The sequence below is a fragment of the Aestuariibaculum marinum genome, from assembly GCF_014596975.1.
In the GTDB taxonomy this organism is placed as follows: Bacteria; Bacteroidota; Bacteroidia; order Flavobacteriales; family Flavobacteriaceae; genus Aestuariibaculum; species Aestuariibaculum marinum.
This window is the reverse complement of the sequence record NZ_JACVXD010000012.1, coordinates 1-20,261: the sequence shown is the minus strand read 5'-3', so window position 1 is coordinate 20,261 and position 20,261 is coordinate 1. Positions and strand designations below refer to the sequence as shown.

General features: G+C 36.0%; 20 protein-coding genes. 12 read left to right on the top strand and 8 right to left on the bottom strand.

What is annotated here, in order from left to right:
* Nucleotides 1-188 precede the first annotated feature (188 nt).
* The 3 genes from trkA (at nt 189) to ICJ85_RS14625 (ending at nt 3,489) form a co-directional block, all read left to right on the top strand.
* Nucleotides 189-1,538 carry a Trk system potassium transporter TrkA gene (trkA, locus tag ICJ85_RS14635; RefSeq protein WP_188224548.1) on the top strand — a complete coding sequence of 450 codons (1,350 nt, stop codon included), beginning with the start codon at nt 189-191 and terminating at the stop codon, nt 1,536-1,538.
* 22 nt (nt 1,539-1,560) lie between these two features.
* Nucleotides 1,561-3,057 carry a TrkH family potassium uptake protein gene (locus ICJ85_RS14630; RefSeq protein WP_188224615.1) on the top strand — a complete coding sequence of 499 codons (1,497 nt, stop codon included), beginning with the start codon at nt 1,561-1,563 and terminating at the stop codon, nt 3,055-3,057.
* 165 nt (nt 3,058-3,222) lie between these two features.
* The gene (locus tag ICJ85_RS14625; protein WP_188224547.1) at nt 3,223-3,489 is read left to right on the top strand and encodes a hypothetical protein; all 267 of its coding nucleotides are present in this window, start codon (nt 3,223-3,225) and stop codon (nt 3,487-3,489) included.
* Nucleotides 3,490-3,566: 77 nt separating this feature from the next.
* Here ICJ85_RS14625 and ICJ85_RS14620 read toward each other — a convergent pair whose 3' ends face one another.
* The 3 genes from ICJ85_RS14620 to ICJ85_RS14610 all read right to left on the bottom strand — a co-directional run bounded on the left by ICJ85_RS14620 (nt 3,567) and on the right by ICJ85_RS14610 (nt 6,155).
* Nucleotides 3,567-3,734 carry a hypothetical protein gene (locus tag ICJ85_RS14620; protein WP_188224546.1) on the bottom strand — a complete coding sequence of 56 codons (168 nt, stop codon included), beginning with the start codon at nt 3,732-3,734 and terminating at the stop codon, nt 3,567-3,569.
* Nucleotides 3,735-3,852: 118 nt separating this feature from the next.
* Complete coding sequence (locus tag ICJ85_RS14615) at nt 3,853-5,037, bottom strand: pyridoxal phosphate-dependent aminotransferase (protein ID WP_188224545.1); 1,185 nt, start codon at nt 5,035-5,037, stop codon at nt 3,853-3,855.
* Nucleotides 5,038-5,054: 17 nt separating this feature from the next.
* The gene (locus tag ICJ85_RS14610) at nt 5,055-6,155 is read right to left on the bottom strand and encodes a fatty acid desaturase family protein (protein ID WP_188224544.1); all 1,101 of its coding nucleotides are present in this window, start codon (nt 6,153-6,155) and stop codon (nt 5,055-5,057) included.
* 143 nt (nt 6,156-6,298) lie between these two features.
* On the opposite strand from ICJ85_RS14610, the gene rsmG reads away from it, so the two are divergent.
* Complete coding sequence (rsmG, locus tag ICJ85_RS14605; protein WP_188224543.1) at nt 6,299-6,928, top strand: 16S rRNA (guanine(527)-N(7))-methyltransferase RsmG; 630 nt, start codon at nt 6,299-6,301, stop codon at nt 6,926-6,928.
* Between the two features lie 3 nt (nt 6,929-6,931).
* Here the strand turns inward: rsmG and ICJ85_RS14600 are convergent, their stop codons facing one another.
* Both ICJ85_RS14600 and pruA read right to left on the bottom strand, forming a co-directional pair.
* Nucleotides 6,932-7,891 carry a tetratricopeptide repeat protein gene (locus tag ICJ85_RS14600; protein ID WP_188224542.1) on the bottom strand — a complete coding sequence of 320 codons (960 nt, stop codon included), beginning with the start codon at nt 7,889-7,891 and terminating at the stop codon, nt 6,932-6,934.
* Nucleotides 7,892-8,023: 132 nt separating this feature from the next.
* Entirely contained in the window at nt 8,024-9,652 is a 1,629-nt protein-coding gene (pruA, locus tag ICJ85_RS14595; protein WP_188224541.1) for an L-glutamate gamma-semialdehyde dehydrogenase, read from the bottom strand.
* 145 nt (nt 9,653-9,797) lie between these two features.
* On the opposite strand from pruA, the gene ICJ85_RS14590 reads away from it, so the two are divergent.
* Both ICJ85_RS14590 and ICJ85_RS14585 read left to right on the top strand, forming a co-directional pair.
* Nucleotides 9,798-10,523, top strand: coding sequence for an NRDE family protein (locus ICJ85_RS14590; protein WP_188224540.1), 726 nt, complete (start codon nt 9,798-9,800; stop codon nt 10,521-10,523).
* On the top strand, nt 10,516-11,517 hold the full coding sequence (locus ICJ85_RS14585) for a DUF6695 family protein (protein WP_188224539.1): 1,002 nt from the start codon (nt 10,516-10,518) through the stop codon (nt 11,515-11,517). Before ICJ85_RS14590 ends, ICJ85_RS14585 begins: the two co-directional genes overlap by 8 nt.
* Here ICJ85_RS14585 and ICJ85_RS14580 read toward each other — a convergent pair.
* The 3 genes from ICJ85_RS14580 to ICJ85_RS14570 all read right to left on the bottom strand — a co-directional run bounded on the left by ICJ85_RS14580 (nt 11,512) and on the right by ICJ85_RS14570 (nt 13,699).
* Nucleotides 11,512-11,949 (bottom strand): hypothetical protein, encoded by a 438-nt coding sequence (locus ICJ85_RS14580; protein WP_188224538.1) that lies wholly within the window; start codon nt 11,947-11,949, stop codon nt 11,512-11,514. The genes ICJ85_RS14585 and ICJ85_RS14580 overlap by 6 nt on opposite strands.
* Before the next feature lie 6 nt (nt 11,950-11,955).
* Nucleotides 11,956-12,342 carry a Co2+/Mg2+ efflux protein ApaG gene (apaG, locus tag ICJ85_RS14575; protein WP_188224537.1) on the bottom strand — a complete coding sequence of 129 codons (387 nt, stop codon included), beginning with the start codon at nt 12,340-12,342 and terminating at the stop codon, nt 11,956-11,958.
* A gap of 106 nt (nt 12,343-12,448) precedes the next feature.
* Complete coding sequence (locus ICJ85_RS14570) at nt 12,449-13,699, bottom strand: type IX secretion system plug protein (protein WP_188224536.1); 1,251 nt, start codon at nt 13,697-13,699, stop codon at nt 12,449-12,451.
* Between the two features lie 171 nt (nt 13,700-13,870).
* Here ICJ85_RS14570 and ICJ85_RS14565 point away from each other — a divergent pair, with 171 nt between their 5' ends.
* From ICJ85_RS14565 to nqrF, 6 genes are all read left to right on the top strand, one after another.
* Nucleotides 13,871-15,226 (top strand): Na(+)-translocating NADH-quinone reductase subunit A, encoded by a 1,356-nt coding sequence (locus ICJ85_RS14565; protein WP_188224535.1) that lies wholly within the window; start codon nt 13,871-13,873, stop codon nt 15,224-15,226.
* Nucleotides 15,227-15,334: 108 nt separating this feature from the next.
* Nucleotides 15,335-16,561: an NADH:ubiquinone reductase (Na(+)-transporting) subunit B gene (locus ICJ85_RS14560; protein ID WP_188224534.1), complete on the top strand. Its 1,227-nt coding sequence runs from the start codon at nt 15,335-15,337 to the stop codon at nt 16,559-16,561.
* Nucleotides 16,562-16,563: 2 nt separating this feature from the next.
* Nucleotides 16,564-17,316 carry a Na(+)-translocating NADH-quinone reductase subunit C gene (locus ICJ85_RS14555; protein WP_188224533.1) on the top strand — a complete coding sequence of 251 codons (753 nt, stop codon included), beginning with the start codon at nt 16,564-16,566 and terminating at the stop codon, nt 17,314-17,316.
* 4 nt (nt 17,317-17,320) lie between these two features.
* A complete protein-coding gene (locus tag ICJ85_RS14550) occupies nt 17,321-17,965 on the top strand; it encodes an NADH:ubiquinone reductase (Na(+)-transporting) subunit D (protein ID WP_188224532.1) in 645 nt (214 codons plus the stop codon).
* Nucleotides 17,966-18,010: 45 nt separating this feature from the next.
* Complete coding sequence (nqrE, locus tag ICJ85_RS14545; protein ID WP_241739557.1) at nt 18,011-18,751, top strand: NADH:ubiquinone reductase (Na(+)-transporting) subunit E; 741 nt, start codon at nt 18,011-18,013, stop codon at nt 18,749-18,751.
* Nucleotides 18,752-18,755: 4 nt separating this feature from the next.
* Nucleotides 18,756-20,063, top strand: a complete 1,308-nt coding sequence (gene nqrF / locus ICJ85_RS14540; protein ID WP_188224614.1) for an NADH:ubiquinone reductase (Na(+)-transporting) subunit F — start codon at nt 18,756-18,758, stop codon at nt 20,061-20,063.
* Nucleotides 20,064-20,261: the final 198 nt, after the last annotated feature.

The following is a 20,261-nucleotide window of genomic DNA, read 5'->3' as shown; positions in this document are numbered from 1 at the left end:
ATTAAATTTAAACTTTTTGCAGAATTGAAATGTAGGAAGTGTTTTAATTTCACAATTATAAATTATTCTATCTTTGTACTACTTTTTACGAAAAATAGATAATGAAACATTCTGCATATAAGATTAATAGTATTTTCTTCTCTGAAAGAAATGTAGCATGTATCCTTTTAAAAAATGAAAATTAGCAGATGAAAATAATAATTGCTGGAGCTGGAGAAGTTGGATTTCATTTAGCAAAATTATTATCCTACGAATCTCAGGAAATAACTTTAATCGATCCAGATAAAGAACGAATTGCTTACGCCGATGCGCATTTAGACATTCGCGTGGTGCGCGGGGATGCAACTTCTATATCTATTTTAAAAGAAGCTCGTGTTGGGATTTGTGATTTGTTTATTGCCGTAACATCAAGTGAAACTACAAATATTACTGTAAGTGCACTAGCGAAACAGTTAGGAGCAAAACAAACGATTGCAAGGATTTCGAATACTGAGTTTATTCATCATAAAGAGGAATTAGGGTTTGACCGATTTGGAGTTGATGAGCTGATTTCGCCAGAGGCCTTGGCCGCAGCAGAGATTGAATTGTCATTAAAACAATCGTCGTTTAATGATACTTATGAGTTTGAGAGTGGAGCGTTAACCATGGTTGGTTTAACCTTATCTAGATCAGCTTTGTTTGTAGGTAAATCGGTTAAGGAAGCGGCTGAAATTTTTCCGGAATTACATTTTGTACCCATTGCAATGCAACGCTTCGGAACGCAGTTTACTATTATTCCACGTGGTGATACAAAATTTGAGCGAGGTGATAATGTGGTGTTTATTACTTCAGAAGGCGGAGCTGAGGAATTATGTCGTTTAACAGGTAAAGTAAACCGAGAAATCAAAAATGTAATGATTCTTGGGGGAAGCCAAATAGGGTATAAAGCAGCACGAGATTTATGTAAGAAGAAATTCAATCTTAAGCTTGTTGAACAGAATAAGGAGCATGCCTTTTATATAGCAGATTTGCTGCCAGATGTACTTGTGGTGCATGGTGATGGTAGAAATGTAGATTTATTAGATGAAGAAAATATAAGTGATATGGATGCTTATATTGCTGTAACAGAAAATTCAGAAACAAATATCATGTCTTGCCTTGTAGCCAAATCTAAGGGTGTTAAAAAGACCATTGCTTTGGTTGAGAATATGGATTATTTTGAGTTGTCGCAATCGGTAGGTATAGATACACTTATTAATAAAAAGTTATTAGCAGCAAATAATATTTTCAGGTATATCCGTAAAGGGGAAGTTGTGGCTATGACGAAGCTAAGTAACTTAAATGCGGAATTATTAGAGTTCGAAGTCAAGTCTTCTTCTGCAGTGTGTAATAAATTAATTAAAAATATTGATTTTCCGCGCTCGGCAATTGTTGGAGGTGTTATTAGAGATGGTGTTGGCATGATTGCATTAGGGAACTTTAAAATTCAAGAAGGTGATAGAGTAGTGGTTTGCTGCTTGTTACAATCTATAAAGCGTGTAGAAAAACTATTCCTTTAATCAACCTCAAAAAACATATTGAATTTTGAAACTTAATTATAAAATCATTTTTCATTTTTTAGGCTTACTTCTGCTGTTTAACGGCGGGTTTATGTTGTTGTCGGCTTTAGTGAGTTTAATATATGATGATGGTGTAACCTTTCAAATTTTTTCAGCTGGAATTATAACCCTGTTAGTTGGTGTTATTTCCATGTTTTTAACGCGGAATCATACCAAGGAAATGAATAAGCGAGAAGGGTATATTGTTGTGGCTTTTGGTTGGATTATCATGTCCTTGTCTGGAACCTTACCGTATGTAATCACCCAAAGTATCCCAAGTTTTACCAATGCGTTTTTTGAAACCATGTCTGGATATACTACTACTGGTGCTTCCATATTAAATGATATTGAAGCAATGCCAAAAGGCGTGTTGTTCTGGCGAAGTACAACACATTGGATTGGTGGTATGGGAATTATTGTTTTAGCGATAGCTATTTTACCTTTACTAGGAATTGGAGGAATGCAGCTGTTTGCGGCAGAGGCACCAGGGCCTAGTGCCGATAAATTACATCCAAGAATTACAGATACCGCCAAGCGTTTGTGGTTAATTTATTTCGGGTATACTGTTGCTGAAACGGTCTTTTTAAATCTAGCCGGAATGTCGTTTTTCGACGCCATAAATCATTCAATGGCAACGGTGTCAACAGGTGGGTTTTCTACTAAAAATGCGAGTTTAGCGTATTGGAACGATCAGCCTATAATTCAATATATTGTAATACTTTTTATGTTTTTAGCTGGAGCAAATTTTGTGTTGAGTTATTTTGCGTTTAAAGGAAAAGTTCAAAAAGTAATTAAAGATGAGGAGTTTAAACTTTACTTCAGGTTTATTCTCGTTTTTTCAATTATAGCGGCGGTTATTATTTATTTAAAAGCCGACCATTCTATATCTACTATTCATCACCCTATGGTATGGGGACGCGGCGAAAGTGCTTTTAGGCATGCATTGTTTCAAGTATTAACGGTTATTACAACGACAGGTTTTATCTCTGCCGATTACACATTGTGGACACCGTTTTTAGTTGTTTTCTTTTTCGGATTGATGTTCTTAGGGGGATCTGCAGGAAGTACCTCGGGAGGTGTAAAAGTGGTACGTCATTTAATTTTAATTAAAAACGGATTTTTAGAGTTTAAACGTGCGCTACATCCCAATGCGATTTTACCTGTACGTTACAATACCAAAGCTATTACCGGGGATATTGTATTTAATATCCTTGCCTTCTTTATTCTGTATATGTTGTCTTTTATTGTAGGCGCTTTGGTCTTTTCTATGTTTGGAATTGATTATACATCAGCAGTAGGGTTGTCGGCATCTAGTTTAGGTAATATTGGTCCTGCATTAGGTAGTTTTGGTCCGGTTAACAATTATGCTGCCTTACCGCCATTAGCACAATGGTGGTCCTCTTTTTTAATGCTTATTGGTCGTTTAGAGCTATTTACAGTTTTAATCTTGTTTACTCCTTTTTTCTGGAGGAATAGGTAGCCTATTTTGTTCGTTTAAAAGTAAAATAAGTGTTAAAGCGTGTAACAATTGAAGCTGTTTTACTACTTATAAATAAAGCAGCTTTTTTGATTAAGGATGGATTATAATTAGATCTTCAAAAGATTCATCCATTAGTATTTGTTTCACTTTTAAAATTTAGAAATTATGGGAGGCGAAGGCGCTATGATTGCTGCGAGCAATTCACTTAAAAATAATAGAAACTTAGTATCAAAACGCAAGGATAAAAAGGCTTTGGAGGGGAGTTATGCAAATGCCAGAATGAAAACATTTCCTAAAGCCACTAACGGAGACTTGCTTCGCATACGTGAGAAGCTTAAAAAAGAAAGACGGCGTGATACGGTTAAGCAGAATATTGTAGTGGTCTTGTTTTTAGTAAGTGTTTTACTAAGTGTATTTCTAATTATTAAATAATAAAGTTAATACCAAACATGAAAAAAAAGCAGGAAAATATTTTCCTGCTTTTTTTTATTTAGATATAATAATTGACATTACTCTTTCATTGCGTCTTCAACATCATCGGCAGCATCACCTAATCCATCTCCAATTTCTTCAATACCGTCTTCAATTTTTTCTCCTGCAGTTTTCTTTTCCCTACATCCAGTTAAAAGTGTTCCGGCAGTTAGTAATAAAATAAATACATAAACTAATTTTTTCATATAATTCAGTTTTTATAGTGTTTTAGGTTAAATACTGAATATAAGTAAAATATGGATTAAAACAAAAAGTCCGGAAGCTTAACTTTCCGGACTTTAATATTTCGACTATAAAAAAAGCTTAACTTACTGCTTCTTTAATGCGTTTCATTGCTTCAATAATTTGCTCTTGGGAAGCTGCGTATGAAATACGTAAACAGTTAGGGTTTCCAAAAGCAGCACCATCAACGGTTGCTACTAAGGCCTCTTCTAATAAGAACATAGATAGGTCTGATGCGTTATTGATGGTTTGCCCTTTAATGGTTTTTCCGAAGAACGCAGAAACGTTAGGGAATACATAAAATGCTCCTTGTGGCGTGTTGCATTCAAAACCTTCAATGTCATTTAACAATCCTAAGATTAAATCACGACGTACTTTAAACTCGTCAATCATGTATTTAACGCGCTCAGGAGATTCGTTAAGGGCAGTAATGGTAGCGCGTTGTGCAATACAGTTAGCGCCACTTGTCATTTGTCCTTGAATTTTATTACATGCACGAGCAATTTTTTCAGGAGCTCCAATGTAACCAATACGCCATCCGGTCATAGCAAAAGCTTTTGATACACCGTTTACGGTGATGGTACGGTCGTACATGTCTTCAAACTGAGCCATAGACGCATGACCACCCACATAGTTGATGTGCTCGTAAATCTCATCAGATACGACATAGATGTTTGGATATTTCACTAAAACATCAGCTAAAGCTCTTAACTCTTCAGCGCTGTAAATGGAACCACTAGGGTTACAAGGCGAGCTAAACCAAATCATTTTTGTTTTTGGAGTAATAGCAGCCTCTAATTGTTCAGGTGTCATTTTAAAATCTGTATCAATAGAAGTAGCTACTTCAACAGGAACACCATCGTATAATTTTACGATATCAGCATAACTAACCCAATAAGGGCAAGGAACAATAACTTCATCACCAGGATTGGTTAAAACCGCAGCAACGTTAGCTAAAGATTGTTTAGCTCCTGTTGATACTACAATTTGTGCAGGTGTATATGTTAAGTTGTTATCTCGTTTAAACTTTGTAATAATAGCGTCTTTCAAGTCAGCATAACCATCTACAGGAGAATACGAATTGTAGTTGTCGTTAATAGCTTGAATCGCGGCATCTTTAATAAAGTCAGGTGTATCAAAGTCAGGTTCTCCTAAACTTAAACCAATAATATCTTTGCCTTCATTTCTTAGTTCTCTTGCTTTCGCAGCCATGGCTAAAGTCGCAGACGTCGCCATATTTAGAACTCTATCGGATAGTAGTTGCATTTAATTAATAATAATAGTTAGACTTGAAAAGCTGGTTTCATACCCATTTCTTTTAAGTGTTTGAAATGTGCTATGATGGCTTTACGTGTGGTTTTATATTCGTTATAAGGTAAGTTAAATTCTTTTGCTGTTTCTTTTACAATTTTCCCTATTTTGTCATAGTGAATATGACTGATGTGAGGGAAGATGTGATGTTCAATCTGATGGTTTAATCCACCGGTAAACCAGTTAATGATTTTACTTTTGGCTCCAAAATTAACCGTAGTTTTTAACTGGTGAATTGCCCAGGTATTTTTCATGGTACCGTCTTGTTCTGGAAGTGGCATTTCGGCATCTTCCATAACGTGTGCTAACTGAAATACAACACTTAAAATTAATCCGGCAGTGTAATGCATTAAAAAGAATCCGATTAAAATTTTCCACCAGGCAATATCTAAAACAAGCATTGGAAGTACAATCCAAATTGATACATAAATAATTTTAGAGATCACTAACTTACTCCAGTTCCAAACTGGGTTTGGGAATTTCCCGTAAGATAATTTACGCTTCATATAGCGTTGCATTTGTTGCCAGTCTGTAGTAATAGCCCAGTTTATGGTTAATAGCCCGTATAGTAATACAGAGTAGTAGTGTTGAAATCTGTGGTGCCAACGCCACTCACTGTGTTCTGTAAAACGTAAAATACGTCCGGCTTCTAAATCTTCATCGTGTCCGTGAATATTAGTATAGGTGTGGTGAAGTACATTGTGCTGTACCTGCCAGTTATACACATTTCCGGCAAGGATATAGATACTACTTCCCATAAGGCGGTTAATCCATTCTTTATTAGAAAAAGCACCGTGGTTACCATCGTGCATAACATTCATACCTACACCAGCCATACCAATTCCCATAACAATGGTTAATAGTAACTGTGCCCAACCAGGGATGTTTAATGTTAGTAATAAAAAGTAAGGTGTTAAAAATATTGAAAACATAACAATAGTTTTAACCCAAAGTTTCCAATTCCCCGTGCGTTTTACATTATTTTCTTTAAAGTATTCATTCACACGTTTGTTAAGTGTTCTGAAAAACTTTGCAGAATCTGTTCTTGAAAAGGAAAGCGTTTGTTTTGACATTCTTTAGATTTTAATATGATTACTTATGAAAAATTTGCCCATCATACCTGCCGCAAAGATAGGTATAAACGAACTGAACTTATAACGTTTTTTTATAAAAATATGTGTTTAAAAAGCATATTTTTGTTGAAAATTTAACACGAATGGAACTTATACTTAAATACTTCCCAAACCTAACCGAAGATCAAATTAATAAATTCAAATTGCTGGAAACCTTATACCAGGATTGGAATTTAAAAATTAATGTGGTGTCCAGAAAAGATATTGATGAGTTGTATTTGCGCCATGTGTTACATTCTTTAGGTATTGCTAAAGTGATGCAGTTTAAGGACGGAAGTAAGATTATGGATGTTGGAACTGGTGGTGGTTTTCCTGGGATACCATTAGCGATTTTATATCCGGAGTGTTCGTTTCATTTAGTAGATAGCATTGCCAAGAAATTGAAAGTAGTGAATGAGGTTGTAGAAGGTTTAGGGCTTACCAATGTGAAGACTACACATACGCGTGTTGAAGAAATCGATGATACTTACGATTTTATAGTCAGTCGTGCCGTAGCTGCCATGCCAACTTTTGTGCATTGGATAAAAGGTAAGATTGCCAAAGAGCAAAGACACGATTTTAAAAACGGCATTTTATATCTTAAAGGTGGTGATTTAGCCGAAGAACTCAAGGATTACAGAACAGCAACCATTTATAATTTAACAGATTATTACACAGAAGATTTTTTTGAAACTAAAAAGGTGGTACACTTACCTATAAAATACAAGGGGTAAACATTACAATTTTATGAGTTCGTTGAACATCTGACTGAAATAATAATATTGATTGTTAAACCAGTAGGTGTCTTTAAAATGGTTAATGTTTTCTATCGCATGATCTGGATCTATAATATTGCCAGCTTTTTCAAAAAAGAGTTTGGCGTTTTGTAAGTCGTTCATTTTATAGTTTGCAATAGCCAAGCCTAACATGGCGTCAAAATCCAGTGTGTCAAATTTTAATGTGGTGTTGTAATCTCCAAAAGCTTTAACAAAATCACCTAAAAATAATTGAGCTGTTCCTCTGTAAAAATAGGCATGAGAATAGTTGTTGTCACGTCTTATGGCTTTTTCAAAATCACTAAGGGCATCTTTGTAATAGTTGATGCTCATCAAAAAGACTCCTCTGTTATAATACGCTAACGAGTTTCTATCTATGTTTACCGCAAGTGTGTAACTGTTTAACGCGTTACGGTATTGTTTTAGCGCGTTAAAGCTATCAGCCCGGCGGTAAATGGCTTTGGTGTTCATGGGATCAGCGACCGAAACTTTTCCGAAGGTTTTAACCGCATCTTCATATTCGCCTAAGTCATATTGAGCACACCCCAAGCTGTAAAGAGCATCTATAAAGTAGGGATCTAACTCAAAAGCTTTTTCAAAGTCTTGTTTAGCACCTTCAAAATCCTGTAATGCGTATCGCGAATTACCACGATTATAATACGTGTCCGGGTCGGGGTCTAAAAGAATAATTTTAGAATAGTCGACTATAGCACCGTAGTAGTCGCCTAAGTCATTTTTTGCTAACCCTCGTAAAAAATAGGCATCCAGGTTTTTGGGTTCTAATGCTATAACCTGATTACATAGTTCAATGCGTTCTTTAAGATCTGCGCTCCGTTCGGCTTGACGTAAATATTTGTTGGCCTGAGCAAAAGTTGTGAAACTGGATATTAATAAAGCGGTAATGATTAGTTGTTTTTTCATAGCTAATAGTCATCAAAAAATGTGCCTTTCTTGTTTAGGGAATTGCATATTGAAAGATAAATAAATTTCTATAGAAAAAATAAAGCCTATCAAATTTGATAGGCTTTATTTCAATAATCATAATATAAACTTTTATTCTCCTAAAAACGGATAACGGTAATCTGTTGGAGTTACGAAAGTTTCTTTTATTAATCGAGGTGAAACCCAACGTAATAAGTTTTGTGGGCTACCCGCTTTATCGTTAGTTCCTGAAGCACGAGCACCACCAAATGGTTGCTGACCTACAACGGCACCAGTACATTTATCGTTAATGTAGAAGTTTCCAGCACAGTTTTGTAATGCTGTAGTAGCCTCAGTAATTGCGTATCTGTCTTGAGAAAGAATAGCACCTGTTAAAGCATATTCACTTGTAGCATCAACTAATTTTAAGGTTTCAGAGTACTTGTCAGCATCGTAAACATAAATTGTAACAACTGGACCAAATAATTCGGTTTCCATAGTTACGTAATTTGGGTTTGTTGTTACGATTACTGTTGGCTCAATAAAGTATCCTTTGCTTTTATCGTAACCACCACCAAGAATAATTTCAGCGTCCGCATCAGCTTTAGCTTGCTCGATATATTTTACTAATTTATCAAAAGATCCTTCGTGAATTACGGCAGTAATAAAGTTGCTCATATCTTCAGGAGAACCCATACTAAATGAGTTTAGGTCTTCTGTAAGTTGCGCTTTAACATCTTCCCATAGATTTGATGGGATATAAGCACGTGATGCAGCACTACATTTTTGTCCTTGGAATTCGAAAGCACCACGAGTAATAGCAGTAGCCACTTGAATAGGGTTTGCCGATTTGTGTGCCATGATAAAATCTTTACCACCTGTTTCACCTACAATTCTTGGGTAGGTTTTGTAGTTATGAATGTTGTTTCCTATTTGTTTCCAAAGTTCTTTGAATACAAATGTAGAACCAGTAAAGTGTAATCCTGAGAAATCTGGGTGAGATAAAACGGTATCTGAAATCATTACTGGATCACCAAATACAACATTAATTACTCCTGGAGGAACACCAGCTTCTTCAAAGATATCCATGATAACTTTAGCAGAATACACCTGACTGTCACTTGGTTTCCAAACCACTACGTTACCCATTAAAGCCATACATGCAGGAAGATTTCCAGCAATAGCAGTAAAGTTAAAAGGGGTCACGGCATAAGTAAACCCTTCCAGAGGTCTGTATTCTACACGGTTCCATGCGTCACTAGTACTTTTTGGTTGCTCGCTGTAGATTTCAGTCATATACTGAACGTTGAAACGTAAAAAGTCTACAAGCTCACAAGCCGAGTCGATTTCTGCTTGGAAAATATTTTTAGACTGCGCCATCATAGTCGCAGCATTAATTTTATAACGGTAAGGACCAGCAACAAGCTCAGCGGCCTTTAAAAAGATGGCAGCACGCTGTTCCCATGGCATTAATGCCCAAGATTTTCTTGCTTCTAAAGCAGTGGCGATAGCGTCTTCAACATGCGACTTTTCAGCTAAGTGATAAGTTCCAACAACATGTTTGTGATCGTGAGGAGGCGACATAGTTCTGGTGTTTCCAGTTTCTACGTTTTGTCCGTTTATATATAAAGGTACATCAACAGTACTGTTATACATATTCTTGTATGCGGCTAATACAGCATCACGTTCCGGAGTTCCAGGAGCGTAAGACTTAACAGGCTCATTGACTGCAACAGGTACATTAAAGAATCCTTTTCCCATATTACGAGTTTTTAGTTTTGTTTGTTTTTGTTCTTCGCAAATTTACATTTTTTAAAGGAGTTTATAGGGGAGTGAATTGTCAAAAACCTGTTAAAATTTCGCAGATTTTTGTAAGTTGCAAATTAGTTCTAAGACTATAATGGACATGTGCACAGTTACTTTGGTTCCGAAAGGGAAAAATGATTTTATTTTAACTTCAAATCGAGATGAAGCTCCGGTTAGAGCCGCTCTACTTCCGGAAATTTCTACACAGAATAATACTAAATTATTGTTTCCTAAAGATGAGGTTTCAGGTGGAAGTTGGATAGGTGTTAGTGAACAAAACAGAGTGGTTTGTGTTTTAAATGGTGCTTTCGAATTGCATGAAAGAAAGAAAAATTACAGACGAAGCAGAGGGCTGGTGGCTACCGATGTTTTATTGTTTGAAAGCTTGGAGCAGGAGTTGGCTGTTTATAATTTTCAAGATATAGAACCTTTTACAATGGTGATTGTAGATTGGAATCAGGATTTGAGATTTTTTGAGTTCGTTTGGGATGGTGAAGTTGAACATTTTAGGAAACTGCCAATAGCGGAATATATTTGGTCGTCATCAACGTTGTATACGAATACAATGAAACAAGAGCGTCGATTTTGGTTTGAAGATTTTAAGTCGGAGAATAAACTAACCTCTGAAACTCTATTAAAATTCCATAAAAGTGCTGGTGAAGGTAATTTAGATTATGGTGTTGTTATGGATCGCGGCTTTGTTAAAACTACGAGTATTACACAGGTAATCAAGTCGAATGCCGTTGTTAGTATGTGTTATGAGAGTCTGATAAACGAATTGACGTCCTGCAAGACTATGAAACTTCCAGAACCTGTAAATGAATAATAATACCGGAATTATTTTAACCCTGGCTTATCCCGAGACCATTGTTATGGTTTCTAAAGAATGGTTTTCACCGTTTCTAAGGTTTTTCGGAATTGGTAAAAAGAATTATTTAAGAGCTGGGCATGCGGCCTTAGTGCTTATTAACAAGGCAACAGGTGTATTGGAGTATCATGATTTTGGACGTTATATAACGCCAGAACCTACGGGGCGTGTTCGCGGTAAGGATACCGATAATGAATTGGATTTTCCATTGAAAGCCGAAATAGAAGGCGATTCTATTTTAAATTTAGATGCTATTTTGAAATTTCTTGCAACGCATCCAAAGTTGACCCATGGTGACGGAAAGCTGGTGGCTTCGGTATGCACATCCATAGATTACAATATAGCCCGAGCACATATCACCGAAATGCAAAACCAACATTTTATTCGATATGCAGCTTTTATTAAAAAAGCATGTAACTGTGCGCGATTTGTAACCGATGCACTGATTGCCTCAGTGACGGATAAAGATATTAAACGAAAGTTGAAAAGGTCAAAATGGTTTACACCAAGTACAGTTGGAAATGTGTTGTTGGCAAATACAGGACCTCAGGTTTTTGAGGTTACGGAGAACGGGGAGATTGGTATTTTTAAAGGGTCTCAAGTCAGTGAAAATATCCGTTGTTTCTTAGATCGATTGAAAGGGCATCAGCCAGATTTTATAGGTTCTTTACACCCTAAACCTGTAGAGAATTTACATCATAAATCACAATGGTTGTCTGGTATTGCCGCTGGGGCCTGGTTTGAATTGCATAAATTAGAGGAGGTGTTACATTTTAAATTCAAACGTATCTCTCCCCACGGGAATGTAGATGTTGAGGCTGTATACAAAGTCGAGTGTCATGGATTCGAATACCATGAAACATATGAGTTTGTTCATTACTCAAATTGTGAATTTTTCCACATTAAACAAAACGATACAGTATACCGATTTTATAGAGTAGAAGAGCTATAGTTTATCGTTCCAGGGTTTTACAAAGAAGCCAGAAAGCTTTCCTTCTTTGTCTAAAACGGCTCGAATTTCAACTTCATTACTTTTTTCAAAAGTACCTTTAAACCTAAAGATGTCGTAAGAGGTTCCGTTTTTAGGGTATATTTTTAGAGCTTCAAATTTCAAATCTTCAAAATCACCGAACATACTTTTTATTTGGCTGTAAGCGTTTTTTTGTAAATCTTCATTAAGTCCGTTAATCATTGTTGGTGTAGCTTCAGATTCTGATAACTTATAGTAGCTGCCACTTTTTTGAGCTTCTAATAATTTTCTGGATAAATTTTCGGCAAGCTCAATTCTGTTTACTTCTGAGGTTTTCTTTTTATCCGTTTTCGACTGACAACTTGTGGTAGCCGAAATTAAAAGAATACATATAAATTGAATTACGGTTTTCATGATGTATTAGTTTATGGCAAACGGTGCGCTTAGTTTAAATGTAGGAATGGTAACCTTGAAAATGCTGTTAGTGGAAAAATTAAGCATATTGTAAAACCCTTTCATTGCGCCGAATGGTGAGGAAAGCAGGCATCCGGAAGAATAGGTGTGTGATTCACCGGGTTGAATTACCGGAGTTTTACCTATAACGCCTTCGCCTTTTACAATTTCAATATTGTTCAACGCGTCATAAATATCCCAATGACGAGAATTTAACTGAACAACATCCTTGCTTTGGTTTTCAATAGTAATGGTGTACGCAAAAGCATATTGTATCTTATAGTCTCTGTAAAAAGAGCCTTCGTAGGTGGTTTCGACCGAGATTTTAATGCCTCTTGTAACTAATTGAACCATGTTTTTTATTGGTAAATAGGGTATAGATGTACTGCTAAAATAAGAAATATTAGAAGTTATCGGGAAAAATTAACCAAAAGTGTTAAGAAAATGGGTTGAAAAGGGGTTAGTTTGAGATATTTACCGATGTGCCTTCGCCAATGCCGACAATTTTGTCGTAACGCGCGCCGAGATCTCGGTAATAGACAATAACTTTATAGTTGTTTTCGGTTTGGTAAAAGTTGCCGTCAATAGCACCTTCGTTTACGGAATTATCATCATTAACCACAACGTATTTGTAGTTGTAAAATCCTTGTTTTAAAAGAAGCGAGGTAGAAAAAGTATCCCTGTTCTCGTCGTAAATCAATTGGGTGCTTTCATCTATCACGTAATTATTGAAATTACCATAAACATGCACATTTTTGTTTCTATAGGTGTCATCGGCAGACAGTGAAAAATGTACCCAAACGTAATCGGCTTCAATACTCGGGTCTTCGGCATCAATATTGGTAATAACGTAATTTCCGTTAATATCCGGATTGTATGTGTAAGGCCGGTTGTATCTGGGCATATTGGTAAATAAATAATTGTGATAAAGTTCTTTTAAATCGATGAATTGTACTCCGGTATTGGCTGCGCGTACATCCTTATTTTCGAAATAAAGGTATTCGTTACCACCCCAGAAGCTGGTTTCGGTATCATACTTATAGATAAGTTGTTTGCCAACCGTATATAGCGGTTTTAAATCTTTAATGGCTGTGTTTAAATTGTTGTTTTGTACAATGACAATCTTAACGGTTTGCATTGGGTTATTAAAGGCTGCTCCGTTTGGAGAAATAGTAACATCAACACGTTGTTTCTGGTCTAAATATTCAATGTTTCTTGCGCGTTTAAGTGCGACTCCTACCGAGGCGTCTTCTTCGTAAATCATGAATTTTCTTGAGAAAACCAGTTCATCATAACTATTAAAAATAGAAAGCATATAATTTCCTGAAACTTTTAATCCTTTTGTAAACTGATTTGGAATGGTAAGTTTGTAATGCGAATAAATTTGATAGGTGTTGTATGAGTTTTCGTAGGTGCGAATGCGTTGATTATCAAAACCGTTTAAGTACTCCGATTTAAATAACACAGAAGGCGTCCAGTCGTGATTAAAATGCTCAATTTTATAGTAGTAATCATCCTCATTTCCATTTAGGGCATCGAACTCCAAAATTACATATTCACCGAGCTTTAAAATAGGTAATTGTGTTTCGGGTGTATTGCCTTTAAAGTTTATCGTTTTTATGTAATCGGGCGGAGCTACTTCTTCAACTTGAGCAAAGCCTGTAAGAGAAAAAAGGAAAAAATATAAAAGGAGCTGTATGTTAATTTTCATTTAATTACGAATAATATAGTGTAAAGATATGCAAATTTCATGCCTGGGCAATAATCTGTTATTTAGAATTAGTACAAATAACAAACTAAGCGAATACAATAATGTTGATTCCTGAAGAAATTCAGTAAATTTGCGTCGCTTTTTAGACAACAAAATTCAATTATATAGCGTATGTCAAACGACATTAAGATTAAGAAAGGTCTGAATATAAAACTTAAAGGTGAGGCTGAAAAAACTGTTGAACAGGCAGTTATAAGTAAGTATTGCACGGTTAGACCTGAAGATTTCCACAGCGTAATTCCAAAACTTGTAGCTAAAGAAGGGACTAAATTAAAAGCAGGTGAAACGATTTTTTATGATAAATCGAATGAGGCTGTAAAATTTGTGTCGCCTGTATCTGGAACTGTAATTGAGGTAGTTCGTGGACCAAAACGTAGAGTAGATGCTATTAAAATAGAAGTAGATAGCGAACAAGTGTATTTAGACAACGGTAAGTTTGATGTAGATGCGGCTAATCCAGGGATGGTTAAGGCGCATTTTTTAGCTTCAGGCTGTTGGCCATTTATTAAACAACGTCCGTATGATGTTGTGGCTAATCCGGCTAAAACACCAAAAGCTATTTTTATTTCTGGTTACGCAAGTGCACCGCTAGCAGCCGATTTAGATTTTACTTTAACAGGTAAAGAAGCAGAATTACAAGCAGCCGTTACTGCCCTTGGTAAATTAACCGAAGGTAAAATACACGTATCGGTTGGCGCTAATTCTAATTCGCCTTTAGCAGGTTTAACTGGAGTAACACTTCACAAAGTTTTAGGACCACACCCTGCAGGTAATGTAGGTACACTTATTAATAAAGTAGATCCTGTAAATAAAGGTGAGGTTGTTTGGACAGTAAACGCACAAGATCTTGTTATTATAGGTGAATTATTGTTAACCGGTAAATTTAATGCCGAACGTGTTGTGGCCTTAGCAGGTTCTGAAATCGAAAAACCACGTTACTTTAAAACTAAAATTGGTAGTGAAGTCGCAACCATGGTTTACGATAAAGGCATTGCACAAGGTGCTAACGCTCGTGTCATTTCAGGTAACGTTTTAAGCGGAAAACAAGTTAAACCAGATGGTGCATTAGATTATTACAGTAATGTAATAACTGTAATTCCTGAAGGTGATGATTACGATTTCTTCGGATGGAACAAACCGGTATTTAATAAAGTTTCTACTTCAAGAGCATTAACCTTTTCTTGGTTAAACCCTAAAAAAGAATACAATTTAGATACTAATACTAATGGTGAGCACCGTGCTTTTGTAGTTACAGGTGGTTACGAAGAAGTATTCCCTTTAGATATTTATCCATTACAAGTTTTAAAAGCTTGTATGTATAAAGATTTAGATGAAATGGAAGCTTTAGGAATGTATGAAGTCGCTCCAGAGGACTTTGCATTAACAGAATTCGTTTGTGTATCGAAGCAACCGCATCAAAAAATTATTAGAGAGGGCTTAGATTTAATGCTTAAAGAAATTGGATAATTATTCTTTTTGTGAAGCAAAATGAAAAACGCAATGTTTGAGTTTTGTACAGCAAAATGAAAAATAAATCTTATTCATTTTTCTAATTAGAAATGAAAACTATAAAAAATGAGTTTAAAAAATAAATTACATGTTTTAAAAGAAAAGTACAAAAGCACGAAGTTTGCTCCGGCATTCAACGCGTTGCATACTTTCTTATACTTGCCGAATGAGACGACGCATGGAGGTACTCATGTTAAGGCAGCCGATGATTTAAAGCGTACCATGAATACTGTAATCATGGCTATGATACCGTGTTTAATCTTCGGAATGTTTAACGCGGGTTATCAACATAATTTAGCAGTTGGAGACATTCAGGCCGTTTCAAGTGGTTTCTTTAGTTCAGAATTCTGGACTTTAGCAAACTTCACCGTTGGATTCTGGAAAATCCTTCCGTTGGTAATCGTGTCTTACGGTGTTGGTTTAGGAATTGAGTTCTTATTCGCTATCATAAAAAAACACGAAGTAGAAGAAGGATACTTAGTAACCGGTATGTTAGTGCCGCTTATTGTTCCTATCGATATTCCACTTTGGATGCTTGCTGTGGCAGTAGCTTTTGGTGTGGTAATTGGTAAAGAAGTTTTCGGTGGTACAGGGATGAACATCCTTAACCCGGCTTTAACCATTCGTGCGTTCTTGTTCTTCGCATATCCAACTTGGATGTCTGGAGATAAAGTATGGGTAGAAGGTGCGGTTGAAAGAACAAATGAAATTGCAGCCGGAGCTAATTTAGATGCTATTTCTGGTGAAACCATTTTAGGTAGCTTAGCGCAGGGTAAAGAATTTGCATACTCAACTGCCGATATGTTCTTAGGGTTTATTCCAGGATCGGTTGGTGAAACATCTACCTTATTAATTCTTTTAGGAGGTTTATTCTTAATCTTTACCAAAATTGGAAGCTGGAGAATTATGTTGTCTTCTGCATTAGGAGCCATTGTAATGGGGTTAATCTTCAACCAAGTGGTAGATGCAGGAGTTATTGGAGAAGGAAGTAAGTTTTATGGATTAATGAATACACCATTCTGGCACCACTTATTAATTGGAGGTTTTGCTTTCGGTACGGTGTTTATGGCTACAGATCCTGTAACGGCTTCACAAACGAACAAAGGAAAATGGATCTACGGATTTTTAATAGGACTTATTTCTATCTTAATTCGTGTATTCAACCCGGCATATCCAGAAGGTGTAATGTTGGCGATTCTTTTAATGAACGTGTTTGCACCAACTATCGATCATTACGTTGTTCAAGGTAATGTGAAGAAAAGAATGAAACGTTTAAAAGCTAAAGTTGCATAACGATGGAAAATAGAACAGACAAAAATTCATATACTATTCTATTTGCGATAGCAATGGTAGTAATTGTAGGAGCCTTATTAGCATTTACGGCCTCTTCATTAAGTCCAAAGATTTCAGAAAATATGCGTATAGAGAAACAACAAAATATTCTATATGCTATGGGAGTAAACAATAATGATGCGGGTAGCGCAGTGTTTGTAGACACAAAAGAGGCACCAGAATTATTCTCAAAATATATCACAAAGCAAGAGGTTATTACAAACGGGAACGTTTCTGAAGATGATCAGGCTTATTTAATCGATCTTAAAAAAGATAAAGCTGCTGCTGGTGGAGATGCTGCAAAGCGTAACTTACCTTTATTTATAGGAGAGAAGGACGGAAAGACATTTTACATTGTGCCAATCTACGGAAAGGGACTTTGGGATGCCATCTGGGGATATGTTTCAATGAATGAAAATATGGTTATTCAAGGGGCGTATTTCGATCATAAGGGTGAAACACCAGGTTTAGGAGCGAACATTAAAGAGCGTTTCTTTATGGACGATTTTATTGGAGAACATTTATTAGATGCTAACGGAAACTTTAAAGGGGTTGACGTAGCTAAAGGAAATGCTGATCCAACAAACGAAGATAAAACAGATAATGAGGTGGATGCTATTGCAGGAGCAACGATTACAGGTAATGGTGTTTCAGCAATGATTAAAAGCGATTTAAAGCTTTACAAACCTTATTTTGATAATTTAAAAAATAATTAATCGTATGGGACTTTTATCAAAGAAAGACGCAAAGTTAATTACAGATCCGTTAGCAGATAATAACCCAATTACTATTCAGGTATTAGGTATTTGTTCTGCCTTAGCGATTACAGCGCAGTTAAAAGCATCTATTGTGATGGCTGTATCTGTATTATTTGTATTAGGTATAGGTAACGTGGTTATCTCTTTATTGAGAAACATTATTCCTTCAAAAATTAGAATTATAGTTCAGTTAGTTGTTGTTGCAGCTTTAGTAATTATAGTAGACCAGGTATTAAAAGCATTCTCATACGAGTTAAGTAAAACCCTATCGGTATTCGTTGGGTTAATTATTACCAACTGTATTATCATGGGGCGTTTTGAGGCTTTCGCTTTAGGTAACGGACCATGGAAATCGTTTTTAGATGGTATTGGTAATGCTTTAGGTTATGGTGTAATCCTTATTATCGTTGGTTTCTTCAGAGAATTATTAGGTTCTGGTACATTATTAGGATTTAAAGTTTTAGGAGATCCAATCGAGAAAACTGGATTGTATGCCATAGGATATGAAAATAATGGTTTCATGTTATTATCGCCAATGGCATTAATCGTGGTAGGAATCATTATTTGGGTACAACGTTCTAGAAACAAAGCATTAATCGAAGACTAGTCTCTAATTTAGGATTCTGATTTCAGAATTCATAATTGAAAACATATGGAACATTTAGAATTATTTTTAAAATCAATATTTATAGATAACATGGTATTCGCCACCTTCTTAGGAATGTGTTCTTACCTTGCAGTATCTAAAAAAGTTTCAACAGCTGTTGGTTTAGGGGCTGCCGTTATTTTCGTAATGCTTATAACAGTACCTTTAAACTGGTTGTTAGATCAGTATATTTTACAACCTGGTGCTTTAAAATGGTTAGGGGAAGAGTATGCAGCTTACGATTTAAGCTTCTTATCATTCATCTTATTCATTGCTACTATTGCAACCATGGTACAGTTAGTAGAAATCGTGGTAGAGAAGTTTTCTCCATCATTATATAACTCACTTGGTATTTTCTTACCACTTATCGCGGTAAACTGTGCAATTTTAGGAGGTTCATTATTCATGCAATCTCGTGAAATTCCAACCTTAGGGTTAGCTACTGTTTACGGTGTAGGTTCAGGTATAGGATGGTTTTTAGCAATCTTAGCTATTGCTGCTATCCGTGAGAAAATCAGATATTCAAACGTGCCGCCTGCGTTACGTGGTTTAGGTATTACCTTTATCATTACAGGGTTAATGGCGATTGGATTCATGAGTTTTGGTGGTATGTTAACTGGAGGTGATGATGAGGCTAAGAAAGAAGAAAAAACAGCTTCTATTGAAGAGAAAACATCAAACGATCAGGTTGCTTTAAACGCAGCTGAAACAGCAAAAGAAGAGTTAGCTAACAATACAAATAATTAAGATGATTTTATTAGCAGCAGGTACAACAGGAACAATAGTAGCAACAGTAGTCGCGTTCTTAATTATTACGCTTTTACTGGTTACCTTGCTATTAGTAGTAAAACAAAAGTTATCGCCATCTGGACCGGTAAAGATTACTATTAATGGTGAAAAGGAAATCGAGGTTGCTTCAGGAGGTAGTTTATTATCTACTTTAGGAAATCAAAAAATATTTTTACCATCAGCTTGTGGTGGTGGTGGAACGTGTATTCAATGTGAATGTCACGTAAATTCAGGAGGTGGTGAAGCACTTCCAACTGAAACCCCTCACTTTACACGTAAAGAGTTACAACACGGTGCGCGTTTAGCTTGTCAGGTTAAGGTAAAACAAGATATGGATATCTCAATACCAGAAGAGGTATTTGGTATTAAAAAATGGGAAGCAGAAGTGGTACGTAACTACAACGTAGCATCGTTTATTAAAGAGTTCGTAGTACGTATCCCAGAAGATATGAATTATAAAGCAGGAGGGTATATTCAGATTGAAATCCCTAAATGTGAAATTAAGTATTCAGATATCGACATTACAGCACATCCAGAAGAGCACGAAACGCCAGATAAATTTCAGGCAGAGTGGGATAAGTTCGGATTATGGCCGCTAGTAATGAAAAATGATGATACGGTTGAAAGAGCTTACTCTATGGCTTCTTACCCAGCAGAAGGACGTGATATCATGCTTAACGTACGTATTGCGACTCCGCCATGGGATAGAAATAAAAATGGTTGGATGGACGTAAATCCAGGGGTAGCTTCATCTTATATTTTCTCAAGAAAACCAGGAGATAAAGTAACAATTTCTGGTCCTTACGGTGAGTTCTTTATAAATGAGTCTGAAGCCGAAATGCTTTACGTAGGTGGTGGAGCTGGTATGGCGCCAATGCGTTCACACTTATACCACTTATTCAAAACCTTAAAAACTGGACGTAAAGTGACGTATTGGTACGGAGGGCGTTCTAAGCGTGAGTTATTCTACTTAGACCATTTCTATCAATTAGAAAAAGAGTTCCCTAACTTCCGTTTCTTCTTAGCGCTTTCTGAGCCATTACCAGAAGATAATTGGAAAGTAAAAGAGGATATCGATTCACCAGGAGATGGTTTTGTAGGTTTCATTCACAATTGTGTTATTGATAACTACTTAAGCAAACACGATGCTCCGGAAGATATTGAATTATACTTCTGTGGACCGCCGTTAATGAACAAAGCGGTACAAAAAATGGGAGAAGATTTTGGTCTTCCAGATGAAAACATCAGATTTGATGATTTCGGAGGATAATCCAAGACTTATAATACAAAAAAAGCCAACTGATACAGTTGGCTTTTTTTATGTGCTTTATTGGTTTTAAATTAGGGTCTAAAACCCTGCAATTTCATTGCAGCACTTTAGTGATATAAAGATTATATCTTTATGATATGTCAGAATATCAGCGAAGAGGATCTCATACAGTTAGTCATTTGAGTTGTCATATAGTTT

What these genes read in the sequence shown, in the direction of transcription:
- trkA (WP_188224548.1), top strand. Translation starts at nt 189, where the DNA reads ATGAAAATAATAATTGCTGGAGCTGGAGAAGTTGGATTTCATTTAGCA.
- ICJ85_RS14625 (WP_188224547.1), top strand. Translation starts at nt 3,223, where the DNA reads ATGGGAGGCGAAGGCGCTATGATTGCTGCGAGCAATTCACTTAAAAAT.
- ICJ85_RS14620 (WP_188224546.1), bottom strand. Translation starts at nt 3,734, where the DNA reads ATGAAAAAATTAGTTTATGTATTTATTTTATTACTAACTGCCGGAACA.
- ICJ85_RS14615 (WP_188224545.1), bottom strand. Translation starts at nt 5,037, where the DNA reads ATGCAACTACTATCCGATAGAGTTCTAAATATGGCGACGTCTGCGACT.
- ICJ85_RS14610 (WP_188224544.1), bottom strand. Translation starts at nt 6,155, where the DNA reads ATGTCAAAACAAACGCTTTCCTTTTCAAGAACAGATTCTGCAAAGTTT.
- rsmG (WP_188224543.1), top strand. Translation starts at nt 6,299, where the DNA reads ATGGAACTTATACTTAAATACTTCCCAAACCTAACCGAAGATCAAATT.
- ICJ85_RS14600 (WP_188224542.1), bottom strand. Translation starts at nt 7,891, where the DNA reads ATGAAAAAACAACTAATCATTACCGCTTTATTAATATCCAGTTTCACA.
- pruA (WP_188224541.1), bottom strand. Translation starts at nt 9,652, where the DNA reads ATGGGAAAAGGATTCTTTAATGTACCTGTTGCAGTCAATGAGCCTGTT.
- ICJ85_RS14590 (WP_188224540.1), top strand. Translation starts at nt 9,798, where the DNA reads ATGTGCACAGTTACTTTGGTTCCGAAAGGGAAAAATGATTTTATTTTA.
- ICJ85_RS14585 (WP_188224539.1), top strand. Translation starts at nt 10,516, where the DNA reads ATGAATAATAATACCGGAATTATTTTAACCCTGGCTTATCCCGAGACC.
- ICJ85_RS14580 (WP_188224538.1), bottom strand. Translation starts at nt 11,949, where the DNA reads ATGAAAACCGTAATTCAATTTATATGTATTCTTTTAATTTCGGCTACC.
- apaG (WP_188224537.1), bottom strand. Translation starts at nt 12,342, where the DNA reads ATGGTTCAATTAGTTACAAGAGGCATTAAAATCTCGGTCGAAACCACC.
- ICJ85_RS14570 (WP_188224536.1), bottom strand. Translation starts at nt 13,699, where the DNA reads ATGAAAATTAACATACAGCTCCTTTTATATTTTTTCCTTTTTTCTCTT.
- ICJ85_RS14565 (WP_188224535.1), top strand. Translation starts at nt 13,871, where the DNA reads ATGTCAAACGACATTAAGATTAAGAAAGGTCTGAATATAAAACTTAAA.
- ICJ85_RS14560 (WP_188224534.1), top strand. Translation starts at nt 15,335, where the DNA reads ATGAGTTTAAAAAATAAATTACATGTTTTAAAAGAAAAGTACAAAAGC.
- ICJ85_RS14555 (WP_188224533.1), top strand. Translation starts at nt 16,564, where the DNA reads ATGGAAAATAGAACAGACAAAAATTCATATACTATTCTATTTGCGATA.
- ICJ85_RS14550 (WP_188224532.1), top strand. Translation starts at nt 17,321, where the DNA reads ATGGGACTTTTATCAAAGAAAGACGCAAAGTTAATTACAGATCCGTTA.
- nqrE (WP_241739557.1), top strand. Translation starts at nt 18,011, where the DNA reads ATGGAACATTTAGAATTATTTTTAAAATCAATATTTATAGATAACATG.